This window comes from Marinobacter sp. V032, from assembly GCF_052645435.1.
In genome coordinates this window covers 306,473-323,258 of record NZ_JBQXYE010000002.1, presented here as the reverse complement: position 1 = coordinate 323,258, position 16,786 = coordinate 306,473, and the positions used below count along the sequence as shown (strand labels likewise).

Annotated in this window: 14 protein-coding genes; 1 reads left to right on the top strand and 13 read right to left on the bottom strand. The window is 54.0% G+C overall.

Going from position 1 to position 16,786, the window contains the following annotated elements; genetic code table 11:
• Nucleotides 1-47 precede the first annotated feature (47 nt).
• The 4 genes from ACUN9X_RS13040 to ACUN9X_RS13025 all read right to left on the bottom strand — a co-directional run bounded on the left by ACUN9X_RS13040 (nt 48) and on the right by ACUN9X_RS13025 (nt 4,867).
• Nucleotides 48-1,034, bottom strand: coding sequence for a glycosyltransferase family 2 protein (locus tag ACUN9X_RS13040; RefSeq protein WP_445473359.1), 987 nt, complete (start codon nt 1,032-1,034; stop codon nt 48-50).
• 144 nt (nt 1,035-1,178) lie between these two features.
• Entirely contained in the window at nt 1,179-2,510 is a 1,332-nt protein-coding gene (locus ACUN9X_RS13035) for an oligosaccharide flippase family protein (RefSeq protein ID WP_260037606.1), read from the bottom strand.
• A complete protein-coding gene (gene murB / locus ACUN9X_RS13030) occupies nt 2,510-3,580 on the bottom strand; it encodes a UDP-N-acetylmuramate dehydrogenase (protein ID WP_445473358.1) in 1,071 nt (356 codons plus the stop codon). Before murB ends, ACUN9X_RS13035 begins: the two co-directional genes overlap by 1 nt.
• Before the next feature lie 6 nt (nt 3,581-3,586).
• Nucleotides 3,587-4,867, bottom strand: a complete 1,281-nt coding sequence (locus ACUN9X_RS13025; protein WP_260037610.1) for a UDP-N-acetylglucosamine 1-carboxyvinyltransferase — start codon at nt 4,865-4,867, stop codon at nt 3,587-3,589.
• A 989-nt stretch (nt 4,868-5,856) separates the two neighbouring features.
• Between ACUN9X_RS13025 and ACUN9X_RS13020 the strand changes: the two genes are divergently transcribed.
• Nucleotides 5,857-7,017: a hypothetical protein gene (locus ACUN9X_RS13020; protein WP_260037613.1), complete on the top strand. Its 1,161-nt coding sequence runs from the start codon at nt 5,857-5,859 to the stop codon at nt 7,015-7,017.
• Here the strand turns inward: ACUN9X_RS13020 and ACUN9X_RS13015 are convergent.
• The 9 genes from ACUN9X_RS13015 to ACUN9X_RS12975 are packed head-to-tail and all read right to left on the bottom strand — an operon-like array spanning nt 6,972 to nt 16,517.
• Nucleotides 6,972-7,823: a glycosyltransferase family 25 protein gene (locus ACUN9X_RS13015; RefSeq protein WP_445473357.1), complete on the bottom strand. Its 852-nt coding sequence runs from the start codon at nt 7,821-7,823 to the stop codon at nt 6,972-6,974. The genes ACUN9X_RS13020 and ACUN9X_RS13015 overlap by 46 nt on opposite strands.
• A 2-nt stretch (nt 7,824-7,825) precedes the next feature.
• Nucleotides 7,826-8,626: a WecB/TagA/CpsF family glycosyltransferase gene (locus ACUN9X_RS13010; protein ID WP_445473356.1), complete on the bottom strand. Its 801-nt coding sequence runs from the start codon at nt 8,624-8,626 to the stop codon at nt 7,826-7,828.
• Nucleotides 8,623-9,807, bottom strand: a complete 1,185-nt coding sequence (locus ACUN9X_RS13005) for a GumK N-terminal domain-containing glycosyltransferase (RefSeq protein WP_445473355.1) — start codon at nt 9,805-9,807, stop codon at nt 8,623-8,625. The genes ACUN9X_RS13010 and ACUN9X_RS13005 overlap by 4 nt, the downstream gene beginning before the upstream one ends.
• Before the next feature lie 41 nt (nt 9,808-9,848).
• Nucleotides 9,849-10,934, bottom strand: a complete 1,086-nt coding sequence (locus tag ACUN9X_RS13000) for a glycoside hydrolase family 5 protein (RefSeq protein ID WP_445473354.1) — start codon at nt 10,932-10,934, stop codon at nt 9,849-9,851.
• A complete protein-coding gene (locus tag ACUN9X_RS12995; RefSeq protein WP_445473353.1) occupies nt 10,931-12,058 on the bottom strand; it encodes a glycosyltransferase family 4 protein in 1,128 nt (375 codons plus the stop codon). Before ACUN9X_RS12995 ends, ACUN9X_RS13000 begins: the two co-directional genes overlap by 4 nt.
• Complete coding sequence (locus ACUN9X_RS12990) at nt 12,055-13,440, bottom strand: polysaccharide biosynthesis protein GumE (RefSeq protein ID WP_445473352.1); 1,386 nt, start codon at nt 13,438-13,440, stop codon at nt 12,055-12,057. The genes ACUN9X_RS12995 and ACUN9X_RS12990 overlap by 4 nt, the downstream gene beginning before the upstream one ends.
• A 9-nt stretch (nt 13,441-13,449) precedes the next feature.
• Complete coding sequence (locus ACUN9X_RS12985; RefSeq protein ID WP_445473351.1) at nt 13,450-14,325, bottom strand: polysaccharide biosynthesis tyrosine autokinase; 876 nt, start codon at nt 14,323-14,325, stop codon at nt 13,450-13,452.
• The gene (epsF, locus tag ACUN9X_RS12980; protein WP_445473350.1) at nt 14,322-15,689 is read right to left on the bottom strand and encodes a chain length determinant protein EpsF; all 1,368 of its coding nucleotides are present in this window, start codon (nt 15,687-15,689) and stop codon (nt 14,322-14,324) included. Before epsF ends, ACUN9X_RS12985 begins: the two co-directional genes overlap by 4 nt.
• A gap of 15 nt (nt 15,690-15,704) precedes the next feature.
• Nucleotides 15,705-16,517 carry a polysaccharide biosynthesis/export family protein gene (locus tag ACUN9X_RS12975; RefSeq protein WP_260037624.1) on the bottom strand — a complete coding sequence of 271 codons (813 nt, stop codon included), beginning with the start codon at nt 16,515-16,517 and terminating at the stop codon, nt 15,705-15,707.
• Nucleotides 16,518-16,786 lie beyond the last annotated feature (269 nt).

The following is a 16,786-nucleotide window of genomic DNA, read 5'->3' as shown; positions in this document are numbered from 1 at the left end:
CCCCCATGCTGCAGATCTGGTATGTCGGTGCCCTTTTCTTCCTGACGTTATTTCGAAAAAGATGCTTTCTGGAACACACGCATAATCCGGCGATAGAGTTTACCTGCGCCGGTAAGCAGGAACGGCGCATTGGCCGCTACGATACGCATCATCCTGGCGTACAAATAGCCGGACTCCTGCTCTGAGCGAAGATAGAACAACTTCGCGTTGTCCAAATCCCCATCTGCGGCAAACCGGCTACCAATAGTGCACAGGGATTTCGACAACTCACGGCTGGGCGGTTTGAAAAGGCCGCCCTGGGTGCCGTATTTATCGAGCGGATCAGGACGCCCTGCGAGGCGTTCACGATGACAAAAAACAGCGAAGTCAGAAAGGTAGCGCTGTAACAGCAAACGCCGAGGATCCGCCGACACTGAGCCCGGAACCTTGGCAAATTTACGGTACAACACATCATTCAGCACAACGAACTGGGTGTGGTGGCTTAGACGGCACCAGAGGTCCCGGTCCTGAGCACACACGAAGTACGAGCGATACTTGCCGACTTTGTAGAAGAGATCCCGTCTGAACATCACCTCCCCGTGATGAAACGGGTTTGTGGTCAGGATTTCAGTCTCGGCATCACCATCGAAAGTGAATGGCGTAATATGCGGCGCACGGGTGCTCTGTAGCGTCACAATTTCGGAGCGACATCCAACAACCCCTACCTCTGGACGAGCATCCAGAACCGCGCTCTGGCGTGACAAGCGCTCGCGAAACGCGATATCACCACTGCCATGAACAGCAATATACCTGCCTTTGGCCTCATCGATTGCGGCGTTAATCGCGTTCACAAACCCCATGTTTTCGCCACCGATCACCCGCACTCGAGGGTCATCGGCATAACGGTTCAGCTGTGCGAGGGTGTCGTCTTTGGAACCGTCATCAACAAGTAGCACTTCGTAGTCTGTCATGTCCTGATCGAGCAAGCTTTTGACAGTATCGTCTACCAACGTCGAGCGGTTATAAAAAACTGAGACGACTGATACGGTGGTCATCTAGGACATACCCCTTTGCGTTAATTAAACCATCCAGTGGTCAGGACGTCGTGAATCGTCTGGCGCTGAAACGAACCGGTAGAGAACAGGAAAGGTTGAGACAGCGCAGTCGCCGATCGACATCAGCTAATGCATAACAGTCGATCAGGCCTTTGCCTGATCGACTTTTTCCATTCCAAGAATCTTGCGCCCCTGAGCCCAGGCATCCGTAAGATCCGTTTTACGCAACAACAAAAACTCACCCGGGGGTCGTTTGATCCTGCGCGAATAGATCATAATCATGATCAGCGCTGACAGGGTGTAACTTGCTGTTGACGCCAAAGCTGCCCCGACACCCCCCATGTCCGGAATAAGGAGGTAGTTAAGACCGATATTTACCGGTACTGCGATGCTCATGATCGCCAGCGCAATGTAAGGTTTGCCCTTACCACCCAGATCGGTGTTAGCCAACTTGAACACCACCATCATCACCATACCCGGCAACAACCAGAGCAGCATGGTATCGGCGCCCTTGAAATCGGCACCGAACAACAGCGGCACCATAAACGGTGCAACAGCACCAAACGCAACTGCACCCGCAATTGTGACCCAGAGTGATAACCGGATCGCACGGCACGCTGTTGCTTCCCAGTCCGTTGAGCCAGTTGGTGAATTGGCGCTGCGGGCAAAAATCATCATTCCGACAGCCGCCGGCAATTCCCAAAGCATCTCGCCGATCCTGGCTGCAATAGCGTATTTACCGGTCTCGGCATCCGTCGACAGCATCCCCATCAGGACAATATCGAGCTTGTAGTTTGCCATGATCAGAAACATCGCCAGCGCATAGACTGCGCCGATCTTCAGCATTCTGAAGACCATCATAAAACTGAAGTTGGGCCGGGTATTGACGGACTTGAGCAGAAACCAAAGTGCCTGCAAGGCATTGAAACCCGCCGAAGTCGCAGAAACGATGGCAGCCGTGAATACAGTAAGATGCCCCGTAAGCCAAAGCAGGCAGAGCATGGCAACGTACAGGGCTTTCTCAAACCAGAGCGCTGCATTGAACCGCTTGATTTGCTGCTTGCCAAGCAGAAAACCCCGCACCGCGCTGACCGTAATACCAGCAGGCAGAATAGCCGCCACGACAAAATAGATGGCGCCATTTTCTATTGACGATCCCTGGAAATGGAGAATGGCATAAGCCACGCAAAAACCCACAACACCAGCCATGACGGCATAGAGCAATACCGCTCCCAACACATCCTCGTCAGATGCCAGCTTCTTGCCCAGGTAATAAGTTGCGGACTGACGCATGCCACCGTCAAAGAAATTCATCATCAACAGGGGAACGACCAGTAACGTGGCGAGAATACCCTGACCTTCAGCCCCCAGAGACCGGGAGAGGACAACGATACCCGCGAGCGACAGCACTAATACAACTATTTTTGTGCCGAACACGGCAACGACATCGTGAAAAAATGAGCGTGCTTTGGCCATCAGTCGTTCTCACCCACCAAGCGGGGTTTCACGCTGTCATTCACCGGGCTCGCATCCTTGAAATAATCCCCAAATAACGCATGAGCCTGAATATGGGCGGGAACAATCGCGCCTGCCGGTGTCACAAAGCGAGCTTCGGCTGGCATGTCATAGCCTGTGGTACTGAGTACTGTTCGGCGCACCTTTTCAATGAGGTACAAAACATCATTGGCTGTGGCAGTGCCACGGTTATTGATGAAATTGGCATGCTGTGGCGAAATCTCAGCCCCACCTCGCTTCAGGCCTTTGAGCCCGCAGCGCTCGATAACCGCACCGGGGGGGCCGTAATCGGCATACATGGCGGGATTGCTGACAAACACCGAACCGCAATTTGGTAGCTTGCGGGGAAATTTATTACGTCGTTCACGCAGAATCGCCAGCATGCGCCTGCGAATGTCACGGGGAGCGTCAGAACGCTGGAAGGTGAACCGTGCACTAACGATGATTTCCCGTCGCTCCTGAAATACAGACGTCCGATAGGCAAAGCCGCAGGCTTCCTTATCGTATACCCGTAACTCGCCCTCTTCGGTGACTGTCGTAACCTCAGTGACATTGTCACCAATGCCTCGACGCTGACTGCCACCGTTCATGCACAACAACCCCCCCAATGTACCGGGAATGCCGCAGGTGTGCTCGGCGCCTTCAAGGCCGGCATTTGCCAGCGAACGGGCAAAACCCGGGACCCAGGCGCCGCTCTCACTCCAGACCGAGTCACCATCAATGGTCATTGCGCCCAGCGATGGGCCCAGATGCAGCCCCAATACCTTAAGGCCCTCATCGGCAAACAGCAGATTTGAGCTTGAGCCGAGCACTACATAGGGAATCTGGTGAGTATGGATATAGGCCATCACTGCACGCACTTCGTCGACCGAACCTGGAGACACCACCAGATCGGCAGTGCCTCCTATTCGCCATCGACTCAGTTCCGAGAGGTTCACATTCACGTGAACGCCCTCGGGTGACAGCTCGCGAAGCGCCGGCACAATACCCTCCGGCAGGACGCGGTCTCGCCGTGAAGTAGCAGATGTCATGGGCATTTACTCCGCAGCAAATACGGAAGCGTGAACGCCCAACGCCTGCAGTTTTCCGGGCAAATTATTGTAGCCGCGCATCGCCATCTGGACGTCCTTGATCCGGCTTTGGCCTTCAGCACAAAATGCCGCCAGCACCAATGCCATGCTGCCGCGCAGGTCTGTCGAGGTGACATCTGCGCCGCGCAGCTTGGCAACACCGCGCGTGGTAATCTTGCCGGGCTCAAACTCTATTGCCCCGTCACAGAACTTGTTCAGCTCGCGAGCGTAGGCAATGCGCTCCGGGTAACGATAATCAAAGGTGCGGGAAATCCCGTTTGCCTTCATGCCCAGCAGAACGTAGAACGACTGCATGTCAGAAATCACGCCCGGGTGCGTGCCGCAAGCCAGCTCAAATGGCTGGATACCCTGGTCGCGCATACAGTCGCCAGAAACAAACACAGAGTTGGAATTGCGGTACAGATCGATACCGGCATCTTCCAGATGCAGTAACGGTACTTCCATGTGCTTGAACGGTACACCGTCAACAAACACACTGCCGCCAGTCATTGCCGCGAAGATAATCCAGGTCAGTGCTTCAATCCGATCAGGCATCACCTCAAACGAGGCACCTCGCATTACACCACCGATCCCTCTCACTCGAATCAGGCTGTTGCCGAAGTTCTCGATCTGGGCACCCATCTGCCCCAGCATATCGATGAGGTCTTCAACCTCAGGCGTGATATAGGCGTTGCGGATTTCAGTCACGCCTTCAGCGACGGATGCGCACATCAATGCGTTCTCGGTGCCGCCAACGGTGGAAATCGGAAAATCAATCGGGCCACCCTTGAATTGCCCTGTAATCTCGATGTAGTCGTCTTTTTCTTCAACGACGCACCCAAGATCGCGCCATACCATCAAGTGGAGGTCGTAACCCCTGGCGCCGATTTTACAACCGCCGGGATATGGAATCCGGGCCTTGCCATTGCGCACAATCTGGCCAGCTGTCAGCAGGTAGGTCGTGCGGATCGGAAGGTCATAACTCTCAATGTTGTCGTACGACAAAGTCTTTGTGCGCACTTCCACAAAGTCATTGGCATCATCAACATCGATCTCGGCGCCCAGATTCCGCATGAAGCGGATCTTCTCCACCACATCAACCAGCTGAGTCGGGAAATTTCTTATCCGGACGGGTTCATCCGCCAGCATCGCCGCTGCAAGCAATCGCGTAGCTGCGTTTTTAGCGCCACTGACCTTAACCCGACCAGACGGCACCTGACAGCCTTCGACAATCATGTCGTATCTCATATGCATCCATTCCTCATGTCGCAACTACAGTTAATAACTGGTTTAAAACTTTTGAATCAAAACGCCCATCCGAACATGAATGCTCGAACGCGCGATCACTTTAAATCTAGCCGGCACCGTCCAGGGTGGAATACCATAACGCGGTGGTCAGAGCTGGCTTCAATGATTGCCACAACATATGACAGCCACTAACGAACTTGATGGCCTCAGCTGTGATCGCTATATAAAAGGTGTGTGCATAATGTGTTCCACCAACAGGCATTACGACTGAAATTTTCGTAATCATCTGCGCTATGACAACACCTTAATAAACCCCCAAAACGCCCGATAAATAGCCAAACGCCACAGCATAAAAGAAACTGGCAACCCCCTATCTCTCCAAAGAAGCCGGGGGAAACAGGCTGCACCTCTTTCTAACGCACTTTTTTGGATCATAACGGACCGAAATCGAGCCATTTAAACGATGCCAGCCGGCTTCAAATCCAAGACGGCCCTCCTGAACCCGAAATCCAGGCGCCGTCATCTTTGTATCACTATGTAACCACATTCCGGGCGACACCCCTAGTCCGGCGCATTACGAAACAGACGTAATTGCGGCCAGATCCGTGGCATAGTTACTGCTTTGTCAGTTGAACCTCGGTGTATTTATGTAGAAGCTAGTCACACCAAAATCAGGATCGATTCAAAGGTCAAAGGAATGAAGCCAATTCTAGACGGTTCCAACTGGCAATCAGCCTGTTTTCTGAATTCAGCCAGACTACCTGATATCACAACAGCGAAAGCTCGTAGCACCACATCACGACAGGTAGAAACCGACAGCCTTTTCCATTTGGATATCCATCCACTTAATCGTGGCGGCGGACATCGTGCGCGCTCAGTGTACCGTTCGAATATGACGCTTTTTTTCTCGCGTCATATTCGCTGTGACGTATCCGCCCGTCGCGATAAACTTTCGATTACCCATCATGCGTCTAAAGGGATTGCCGCTCATGTCTAACCTTCTCCTGCGTCACGCTGTGATTACACTGCCATTACTGGGAACAGCCATGACGGTGTGGGGCGCTGAAGATGCCAAACCCGATGCTCTCTCGGCAGATGTTGGAGTACGCCACACCTGGGACAGCAACTACGACAGAGAAGCCGACGGTAACGATGAACGCATCACCGTGGCTTACGCTGGCGCAGAGGTAAACACTGATATCAGCCGACAACATTTCAGTGGTCGCATTGGCGTTGCCCGCTACATTCATGACCGCCGTGACTATCTGGATGCCACCGGTTATAACGGCGGGTTGGCTTGGCGTGGGGAGCTGGGCGACACTTTTCGCACGCTTGTCTCCTGGTCACGCAAAGATCGCCCGGCCGATCGAATCGACTTTATCGGCAATGACATCATCACCTATGACGACAAGCAGGCAACGCTGGTTTACGTCATGAACACATCATGGGAGATCCCGCTGACTGTCAGGGAGGCCGAACAGACCCACGATAATGACAGCCGCCGTACACTCGACTACACCGACAAAGAACTGTTTACCGGTGTTCGCTACCGATCCGGGCGCAACTCAACGGTGATGCTGCGACTCGTCAACGGTGAACGGGAATACCCTAACCAGGCCACCCCTATCCCTGCGGGTCAGGATCTTAATTTCGATTACCAACGCGCCGAAGTCGAAACCAACTGGGCGTTCTCCAAAAAGACTCGACTCACCGGCGTGGTTGGATACTTCCAGCGCGACGGCGAGGTGAACGATGGCAATGGCCTCCAGGCCCTGCTTGAAGGCAACTGGCAAGCATCATCCAAAACACTGTTGACCCTTGGCTATAATTACGACCAGCCACCACTGGGTGAAGACTCGGAAAACGCATCAGACACTCAGCGCGTCTACATTGGCGCGGAGTGGGACGCTACGCCAAAGCTATCTGTCAAAACCGGCGCGAAACAAGTCTGGCAGTCTTTCGATAACACCCTGCAAACATCTGCAAGAGACGAAACGGTAAACGTCGTCACGCCATTGATCGTTGCCTACCAGTTCACTGATGTCGTGGGCGTGGATCTGGTGAGCGCCTGGCAAAAACGCCACTCACCTATCGCTTCACGCGATTACTCTGCAACCGAATTAACCTTGGGACTCAAAGCGGAATTCTGAGCCTCACGCCGGTTACTATGATAATCGGCGTCTTTCGCCAGAAATCCTATCCTGCGATAGCCGCGCACTGTCCGCCAAAAAATTTGTGCAAGCTCATGGTAAGAGCCCGATCTCAGCGTGCGGATATAAGACGTACCCCCACGTTGTCGCACTTCAATGTTGCTCCCCAGCCCCAGATACCCTTCCCGACGGAACTTGTCTTGTATGCAAGGGGCGGGAGAGCACTGCAGAATCCGGAGCTTCCTGGCAATCACCGATTCCTGAAACGAAAACAGCATTGCATCTGCAGGCTGGTGGACTGACACCGGCAATTCGATGAGCTGCCTGGCGGCACGCCGACTTAATATGTAGGCACCTGCGCACCAGGCGGTTGACTTGACGGGATAAAAGACGCGCCCGCCAAGCTGAAGAACCGGTTGTCGCGCCAACAACATCCGATTGGTTGACGGTTCAAGTCGAATGATATCAGTGCCTTCAGGTATCCAATCGTTGTGTGTAACGTAACGTCCGACATCGCCCGAAAGATAAATATCATCTTCGAAAACAACGCCGAAAGGCTGGGTACCCGCCGCAATTTTCTCCCAAGCTCTGTAGTGGCTCAGAAAACAGCCCATCTGTCCTCTCAACCAACGCTTGTTTTGCCTGGGCCGCGACTGCTGAAAGTGTTGAAAATCGCTCTCGGAAACCTCTCTGCCATCAACCGCCGCAATTCTCTCGAATCGCAAACCGAGTCCATCCAGTTGCAGGGAGACTTGCTCCAATCGCCGTACGTCGCGATCCAGATTAATGACATACAGCGTCATCATGACTAATCCACCTGACCCGGCTGCTGATAACGATAGGCGGCGCACTCTTTTCCCGCTTTCATACAACGCACAAGAAAACGGACGATGTCGACGGTATAGCGCTTCATTAAACGCCTTGGTTCCAGGCTCAATCGATATAGCCACTCAAGCTTGAGTCGTTGAACGATCGCGGGGGCTCTCGGCTTATCACCGGCCATAAAATCAAACAATGCCCCCACTCCGATCAACGTTGAGCAATTCAGGCGGGCCCGGTTCTGCAGGATCCAGTTTTCCTGCCGGGGGTTGCCCATCGCAACCAGCACCACGTCAGCTGCTGACTGGTTAACGTCAGCGATGACAGCATCAGTGTCTGCCATTTCACTGAACCCGTCACGATGCCCCGCAACGACAATGCCTTCTGCCTCAAGCGCACCAGCGGCCCGCTTGGCAATGCCTGGCCCTGCACCAAGCAGGAAGACTCTTTGTGACGGGGCACCACGTCTTAGCGGCTCTTTAAGCAGATAGGGTACGAAGTCGGTACCGTTCAGGTTTTCCGGAAAGCGGCGACGATGAATCAGCATGCCACCGATATCCATACCAATTCCGTCGTTAACCAAGATGACATCAGGATGACGAAGCGCGGGTTTCAGGCTCTCACACTGGACCACAAAGTTGGTATTCACAAAAAACAGGACCCGCTGCTGCCCTGCCTTGTGGTCCGCCAGCAAGCGATCGGCGAGTGAGCCGGTGCGCATACACTGTACCGGGTAGCCTGCCAGGGGCAGCACATCAGATGATGGCGAGAAATGTTGTTCGCTGCTCATATGCCCATCCGTGTGTCATCAAATTCACTGGGTGCCAATACCCGATCGGTGACCTCACTCCAGTTGAGATGGCGACGGGATGATTCATGAGGTGCCTCAAGCGCCTTGTTGATTGCAGCTTCAATCGACTCCGGATTGCCAGGTTCGTAGGCGAACCTGGAACTGTAGTCGCCAGTAACCGCGGCCGGACAAACAGCTGGCAGCCCCAGAAAATCGTATTGAATCAGCTTCATTGAAGTATCCGCGAGGTATGGCGGCACACTCTCAGAACGGTAAGGGGCTATTCCGAAACGGGCGTGCTTGATATAGCGCACGGTTTCGTCATGGGGCATTTCACCGTATACGGTGACGTTGTCACCGTACTCCGGATGAGGCGGCTGACCACATCCAATGATATGGAAATGGACCTCGGGAAAGCGACGAGAAGCTTCGATAAAGAAATCGGCGTCAAACAGCATGGAGCCCACCGACACCGCATGGACACCCTCACCGTAAGGTGACGGATCACCGGTTCCGGCGAGCCCGTGATTGATACCGTGCGGAATAAAGTAGGCATTGCGGGTAGAAGGCAGCTCGTTGGCCAACGCTTTGGATGGCAACCGAATGGACGTCATTGAAGGCGCTATCCGTTGAAATGTCTGCTTGACGAACTCAGCCACGTTAATCGTCTCGAGGTCGTCCGACGCGATATAAATGGTTTTGGCATCAGGATTCAGCTTTTTCAGGAGATCGAAAAAAATAGGTGCCACACCACTCTCAAACAATACAACGTCAGCGCTGGCTAACCAGTCTTTCAGCACTCGACTGGCTGACGCGACGTAGAGTTTGAACAGCACGTCTTCGCCAAGACGAAGGAACGGCTTGCGTGTATTAAATGGATGTATAGCCGTTTTCCACAAATAACATTGCACGCCATTGTGAGTTTCGATCTTGTTTGCCCGGGCATCCAGCGACAATCTTGGATCATTGGTATAACGGGACAGAAAACTGTACCGAAGCGAGAAAAAACGCGCCTCTCCCCGCTGGGCAAGCTGTTCAGTAATAAAGTGAATATTGGCCTTTCGAGGCGAGCGATAATCATGTGCGGAAAGCACCACATACTTCAGGCCTTTTCCGATAACGGGTGTTACCGGGGCAGCCTTCGGCTGTTCAGTTTCCTGGCTTGTCGCGGTTGCCTGCATGGTGACGTTTACTCCCTGTTGCGTTCCTTGTATGCCCGGCATCAATCGTCTACCCGCACATTCCGTGGCGCGCCCGGGCAGTTGCCGCCCTTGCACGAGATACCTTGCAGATAAGGTTCCAAAACCGACATCTGGGGCTTGTCCTGCCCATCCTGAGGATGCACCGACATGGTGTAGCCTCCCCACCATCCGCCAGCAGCCCAATATGACCAACCACGCCAGGACTCGCTGTCCGTCATGAGCGAGAGCATTCTATTCAAGGTTTGGAGGCATTCGCCCGTCGGCGGCACACCGAACTCACCGGCGAACAAGTGTTGTCCGTTTTGTTTGGCCCAGTCGCTTATGCGATCGAACATGCCGTTAAAATCATCCGGTGCCTTGCATTCTTCGTGGGTACCGGAATAATCGCTATCGGCATACTGATGTACTTCGATGACAGTTCGGTCCAGTGGATCCCGCAAGTCATCAAATACTTCTGCATTACTCGCGCCGTCGTAGCTTTTAAACCATTCATGCAAGCCGCTCCAGCGACCTCCGGCGACAAATATCAGATTTTTGACGTTGGCTTCGCGCAAATCGCTCAGGGTCTTTTTCGCAATGTTGCCCCAAACCGGAATATCGAGTTTAAAAGGCTCGTTCATCAGACCAAATGCAAGGTTGTCCGAATCACCCAATGCTTTGGCCAAAGATTTCCAGAACGATATAAAGGCCGACATACCGACTTCGGGCGAATCTATAGTGTCGCCGTTATAAGCGCCGTAGTTATGCAGGTCCACTATCAGGCAAAGATCGCGCTCCTCTGCGTGGGCGAGTACCTTTTTGATAGCGCCCACTTCTTCGCTTTCCAGTTCGCCACCAAGCTCATGCTGAAGGCGCTCCCAGCGCACTGGCAGGCGAATGACCGTCGCCCCCTTGTCAGCAAAATAATCGAGTTCTTCATCCTTGGGGTAAGTGTAATTTTTGTACATCACCCCCGGCAGCGTCTTGCTGTTGAACTCGGCACCGGCCATATTGACCCCTCTCAAGGGAGCATCTGAAAAACAGTCAGCCCAGGCCCAGGAGGACGTCATCCCAAGTACCGCCGAGAGAAATAGGCGCGGAAACAGGTGTGATCCAAACTTTTTCATGAGCTGCCTCCTAGCTGCTCGTATACATTTGAATAGCGTTCGGCAATACGGGTCCAGCTATACCTTTCAGCAAATGCCATCGCCTTGTCGCGGCGCTCAACGTGAGCGTCATTGCCCTGCGCATGCAACGCCTGAATCTGACGCGCGAACGCCTTCGGTTCATTCGCCGACGCCATGACACCCAATCCGGATTCATCTATCAGTTTACGAAACGGCGGAATATCACTAAGCACAGGCGTGAGCCCTGCGCTCATCGCTTCGATGGCGGCCAAGCCAAACCCTTCATGACGGGACAGGCACAGAAAATAACTTGCTTCGCTGATCAGTAATCTCAAACGCTCATCCGATGGCCCCGGCTCGAGCCTGACATGATTATTCAGTTTGCGGGCAGACAGTTCTGCATCCAAGTCCGCTGCCGTGAAGTCATATTCCCTTCCGGTAATGATCAGCCGCCATTCAGGATCTTCCGCAACCAACTGCGCCATAACATCAAGCGCTTCGATAAGCCCCTTGTTGCTCGACCAGCGTCCAAAGTAAATCAGCGTGCGGTTCAATTGCGCGGATCCGCAGTTTGAGTACTTGGTTGTGTTAACGCCGTTCTCAATCACCTCAAGCCTTGCAGGACGGATGATCTCCCCAAACTTCGCCCCGTCATTCTCGCTAGTCGCGATAATTTTTTCGTAAGCGGATGAAGACGCCCGGGTAATCGTCTTGAACCAGGTTTCCTTAAGCCGACTCGCAAATTCGGTGTGGAAAAAGCCACCATGTGTGGACAGCATCAGGGGCCGACGGTGGATAGGCTTGGTCAAGGCGAGAAAGTCGTAGAAAAAATCCACGCCATGAACATGAACCAGATCAGCCTGTTTGATCTCACCCAGCACCTGCGGACAAAGCGGATAACGGCTGGATCCCGAATATGGCAGCCGGACTACCGGCACACCTTCAACCATTTCCTCCTGGGGCAACAGATCGCTGTCATTTCGAAACAGACGGTTAAGCGTAATGACCCGCGCCTCCTGGCCCGTTTTTTGAAGCTGGCTGGCAGCAATATTGCGGACCACCTCTTCCATACCACCGATCGACGGATGGTACTGGCGGACCACGTGGGCAACGCGAATGGTCATATACTCACCTCCTTCCCTGGCATTGGACCGCGTTCAGGCCGACCGCCTGCGGGTGCAATACTTGTTACATTTATACCTGCCGGTCTTACAGGCGACTTCCGCTTATGCCTGGCTGAAATGGTCATCGGGTCTCGAAGCGCACTACCAAGCAGGAACCAGAGCACCCCGGCGCTTTTCAGCGCAAATAAAGACGTGCCACTGATGCAAAGAATCAATGCGATATAAATACCCACAAAACACCTGAACCGGTTCGCTTCGTCGTTCGGCATCTTTATCAGCCAGTATGCGAACCACAGAGCGACAGCGAGAACCAGACCAAACGTCGACAACACATAGGCATAGCCCTGGTCAGGAAACCAGGCATCCCGGTCATAACCTAGTAAGATCGCGGAATCGAATTCGAGTAGCGATGACGCGCTACTCATCAGTCGGCCTACATAACTGTCTGAATAGCGGATATCGAGGAAGAGCCCCATGGCGACGAGGCCACCCAGGATGACAAATGGCATCAGCGCAGGCAGAAACAACGCCCTGCCCCTGAAGGCGATTCGTGCAAAGACCAGTACGCCGACAGACACCAGTGCAAAGCGCGAGTCAGCCAGGACAATCAGAAAAGCCGCAGCACCAACAAAGAAGAACATCGCCTTGCGATCAGCCCAATCCTTGGACAATCCCCAGGCTGCCACGATGGTGGCGAAGTTGCCCAGGGAGACGGGCTCAAGAAATACGGACGATACACGGTGGTTGTCCAGCAGCCAGGGCAATAGGGTTCGCCCCATATCTTCCGGCCGGATACCGTTCATCTGAAGTTTGCTTTCGCGAACATAATCCGTAATCGGCTGAAGGTTTCCGATACCCACGTAGTACGAAAAAATATTGAATACATCGGTATAGGTATCAAGCGCAAACAACTCAAACAAGCCGAATGACGCCACCACCAGAATCGCGACTCTAAGCGTTTTATCGGCCAGATCCGGATTACCGAGATTGCGCCCAAGCCAATAAAACCAGATCGGAATCAGCAGATCCCGGAACCCCTTGATATCCAGTTGCCCGCGGACCAGCGCAAGCAGGCAAAGCATCGCACCTGCGAGCGCAGCTACCATCACGACCTTGGGGAGAAGACGGGGTAAAAGCAGGGGCAAACAGCCAAGCATGATGGCGAACTCTGTCACGCCAACCAGTGCTCTGGACACGCCAAAAACGTGGGTATGAATCAGGCAAAGAAGAGCCTGATAGCAAACCGTCGCCACAACCAGCAGCATCGCGAGACGCTGCTGGTTCCATGTAATCTGAACAGATTGAAGCTGCATGGCATCCCTGGCCCGAAACGACGAAGCCTCAGCCATGGCTGAGTGCCCATCGACGATAGTTGTATCCATCGCTACCACTTACTGGGATAGCGCAACACCCATCAAACTGACACCGACCTCCTGAAGATGTCGGCTAGCCGCTTCGAGCGACTTCAGTGGTGTCACATTTTCTTTCGCCACCATGAGTGCCGCTCCCGCCCTTGCTGCAATAAGCTGGGCATCGCGATTCTCTTTCAGTGGTGGCGTGTGAACGAGCACCACATCAAAGTTATTGGCAAGCGTTGTCATCAGCGTGCGATAACGACGGTGTGAGAGCAGTTCCTGCGGATTTGGTGCGACCGTGCCTCCATTGAGCAGCCACAGTGACTGCAAAGGCGCGCATAACTTGGGAGCCGGTGCCGCGCGGCCCGCCAGCACATCCGACAGCCCCTGCCCATCCGGCAGTGCGAACAGGCGATGCAGCGATGGTTGGCGCAAGTTGCCGTCAATCAGCAGCGTATTGGCACCCAACTGGGAAAAGACGATGGCCAGATTCGCTACGAGTTCGCCTGACGCCGCTTCACGGTCAACGCCAACAATCGGCAAAACCCGCTGGGCCGGATCATCGAAGTAACGCAGCATCAACTCGCTACGCAACCCGCGCAGCGCTTCCATGCGGCGGCTTTGAGGATAAAAAGCCGCCGTCAACGAAGGTGACAGCTGGCTGTTCGACAAGGGTGCAACCGAATAGGAAAACTGCTGGGCCAAGGCCGCCTTTACATCTTCCTGTGTGACCAGGCCGAGGCTGATAGCCGCTTCCCCGAAGCGCAAACCACGCGACTTCTGGAAACGGATGACACGCTCGAGATCGTGTGGCTTGATCTTGCCACTTTCGACCAATACGCGCCCCATCTGACCTACTTTGGTCAGAATTTCAGAAACCTCAATATCCAACTTCGGCGCCAGTTCTGTCATACAGGACTCCTTTCCTTTCCGAACCAACGTCTCCGGTCACTGGGCAAATAAGCCAGTACCGGAACTCCAAGATACTCTTCGACTTCCGCTCGGCTCCTGACCCTGCGATGAGTCAGCTCGAGCAATAGCGACAACCCGATGCCCAGCATAATGCCCAATGCCGCTGCGATAACGAGATTAAGCCGTACGTCTGGCGCAGACGGCAAGGTCGGTGCCACTGCATCGTTAAGAACGGCCACGTCTGTTTGTGAAAGCCGGCTTTCAAGCCTGCTGGCAGAGGCCCGTCCAGAGGCAGTGTTGTACGCCTCTTGCGCCGCATCGACCTCTTGTTTCAAGAGATCAAGCTCATCGCGCTGAGCATTAAGTTTGAGCACTTTTTCCTTTTGCTCGGCAACCGCATCCCTGAGTTCAGACTCGCGCTTGGCAGATTGAGCGGCCGTTGACTGGAGACTGCTTCCCACAACCCGGGTTTCCTGAGAAAGTTGAGACTTGAGCGATTGCACTTCCGCCTCGGCTTTCTTGTATTCAGGGTGATTCCGCCCATAACGGGTTGACGCATCGCTCAGCGTGGCTTCGGCCTGCGCAAGATCTGATCGCAGCTTCTGCACGACCGGATTACCCAGAACCTGAGCACTTGCCTGCTTGTCCTGTACCTGGCGTACATCATCCTGCAACCGGTCACCCTGAGCCGCTACCAACATTGAGGACAACTCGCGAAGCTTTGACGTTTCAACATCAAGTTTCTGGTCAGCCGCGACAATCCCGTGACTCTGCTGATAATCAGTCAACCGTGTACGCGCTTCTCGCAGGTTATCCCGCAACACCGTCATCTGCTCGTCATACCATTGGGAGAATCGGCGTGCGGGATCTGTGCGCAGCTCAAGATTCGTGCGCACGTAGGCTTCGGAAACTGCGTTCGCCAGGCCCGCTGCCAGTTCGGAGTTTTCCTCGCTGACGCTGACGCTCAGCACGTTGCTGTTGCGTCCGGGCGTGGCGACCATATTGCGCCGAAGGGTCTGGACGACCCACTTTTCCGGATCGACCTCACCATCACTGGCGTCGTCCGCTGCGCGCTGATCTGCCAGCTTGCGCATGTCCGGCGGCAGAAGCTCATACACTTTCGAAGCAACCTTACGGCTCTGGATCACGTCAACCTGGGTCGCGATGTAGCCTGCGCGCGCAGGCAGCACCTGCCCACTGAGCAGATCCTGAGGCTTGCCATCCACTATAAGCTCGGTTGTTGCGGTGTAGGTCTTCGGTAAGCTCATTGAAACCACCAGGGTTGCAACAATACAAAATACCGTAAGACCCGCAATCAACAGCCATCGCGCTCTAAGTATCTTAAAGAAACTTTCCAGGCTCACTGACGGGTCCCTCCGTTAAAACAGGCTTTCTTTGACGAACAACACATCGCCATCTTCGATACGATCTTCGAAGCGCGCTTCCAGCTCTTCGACTTCGCCATCAGGCTGCTGGCGATAGATAATCAAACCACTTGAACTGGCGCTGGGGTTAAAACCACCGCTTACCGACAATGCCTGCATCACGTTAAGGGGACGATCCAGCGCATAGGTTCCCGGCTTTTGAACCTGTCCATACACATAGAACTGGTCCGCACGGGGTATGTACACTGTATCACCTTTTCCTAGCGTAACCGGCGAACGGCCCTCAGCACTGCTGTCCAGCAGCTCACGGAGATTAAACTCCTTACGCGACTGGCGACCTTCATCGTCGATATTAACGAGAATAATGCGTTCGCTACCGGTGTCGTTGATGCCTCCAGCCAGTGCCAGAGCCTCGGTCAGAGAGGTTGGCCCTTCCAGCGCGATACGCCCGGGATGGTTGACCTGACCCAGAATCGAAACCGTATTGCTGCGGTATTGCTCAATAAGCAGATTGACGTGGGCCCGTTTGAGGTAGCCCCGTTGCTCCAGTTGCCGGCCAATCAGATCGCCCGCGTCCTGAGGGGACATCCCCCGAATTTCGACACGACCAACCAGCGGCATGGTAATCGTACCATCGCCGGCGACTTCAGCTTCTGTGGTGAGATCTTCCTGGCCATACACCATGACCTTGACCCTGTCTCCGGTTCCCAGCTTGTAAGCTTCGGAAGCCGCAGCAAAAACCATGTTGGAAAAAAACACCAAGAATAGTGTCAGGCTTGATGCCAATAGACGCCCATTCATCTTCATACCAGTCCATCCCTTGTCGAAGCATGAAAGTTCCCGGCAGATCAGCCGCCCCGTCACAGATGGAACCTGGATGATTCCTGACCCGCGCGGCGCTGTGACTGTTGCAGTAGAGAACTATGAACTCACTATGCAAAACTGGGGCCGAATGTTATAGAACGGGTCCCGTTTCAGCCAGCACAGAAAGTACGAGGATAATATCGGATATCACGCCGCCGTGAGGTTACGGTTAAGTTGGCGTTCCGCATTATAAACGATCGGGCTTTCGCGCC

What these genes read in the sequence shown, in the direction of transcription:
- ACUN9X_RS13040 (WP_445473359.1), bottom strand. Translation starts at nt 1,034, where the DNA reads ATGACCACCGTATCAGTCGTCTCAGTTTTTTATAACCGCTCGACGTTG.
- ACUN9X_RS13035 (WP_260037606.1), bottom strand. Translation starts at nt 2,510, where the DNA reads ATGGCCAAAGCACGCTCATTTTTTCACGATGTCGTTGCCGTGTTCGGC.
- murB (WP_445473358.1), bottom strand. Translation starts at nt 3,580, where the DNA reads ATGACATCTGCTACTTCACGGCGAGACCGCGTCCTGCCGGAGGGTATT.
- ACUN9X_RS13025 (WP_260037610.1), bottom strand. Translation starts at nt 4,867, where the DNA reads ATGAGATACGACATGATTGTCGAAGGCTGTCAGGTGCCGTCTGGTCGG.
- ACUN9X_RS13020 (WP_260037613.1), top strand. Translation starts at nt 5,857, where the DNA reads ATGTCTAACCTTCTCCTGCGTCACGCTGTGATTACACTGCCATTACTG.
- ACUN9X_RS13015 (WP_445473357.1), bottom strand. Translation starts at nt 7,823, where the DNA reads ATGATGACGCTGTATGTCATTAATCTGGATCGCGACGTACGGCGATTG.
- ACUN9X_RS13010 (WP_445473356.1), bottom strand. Translation starts at nt 8,626, where the DNA reads ATGAGCAGCGAACAACATTTCTCGCCATCATCTGATGTGCTGCCCCTG.
- ACUN9X_RS13005 (WP_445473355.1), bottom strand. Translation starts at nt 9,807, where the DNA reads ATGCAGGCAACCGCGACAAGCCAGGAAACTGAACAGCCGAAGGCTGCC.
- ACUN9X_RS13000 (WP_445473354.1), bottom strand. Translation starts at nt 10,934, where the DNA reads ATGAAAAAGTTTGGATCACACCTGTTTCCGCGCCTATTTCTCTCGGCG.
- ACUN9X_RS12995 (WP_445473353.1), bottom strand. Translation starts at nt 12,058, where the DNA reads ATGACCATTCGCGTTGCCCACGTGGTCCGCCAGTACCATCCGTCGATC.
- ACUN9X_RS12990 (WP_445473352.1), bottom strand. Translation starts at nt 13,440, where the DNA reads ATGGATACAACTATCGTCGATGGGCACTCAGCCATGGCTGAGGCTTCG.
- ACUN9X_RS12985 (WP_445473351.1), bottom strand. Translation starts at nt 14,325, where the DNA reads ATGACAGAACTGGCGCCGAAGTTGGATATTGAGGTTTCTGAAATTCTG.
- ACUN9X_RS12975 (WP_260037624.1), bottom strand. Translation starts at nt 16,517, where the DNA reads ATGAAGATGAATGGGCGTCTATTGGCATCAAGCCTGACACTATTCTTG.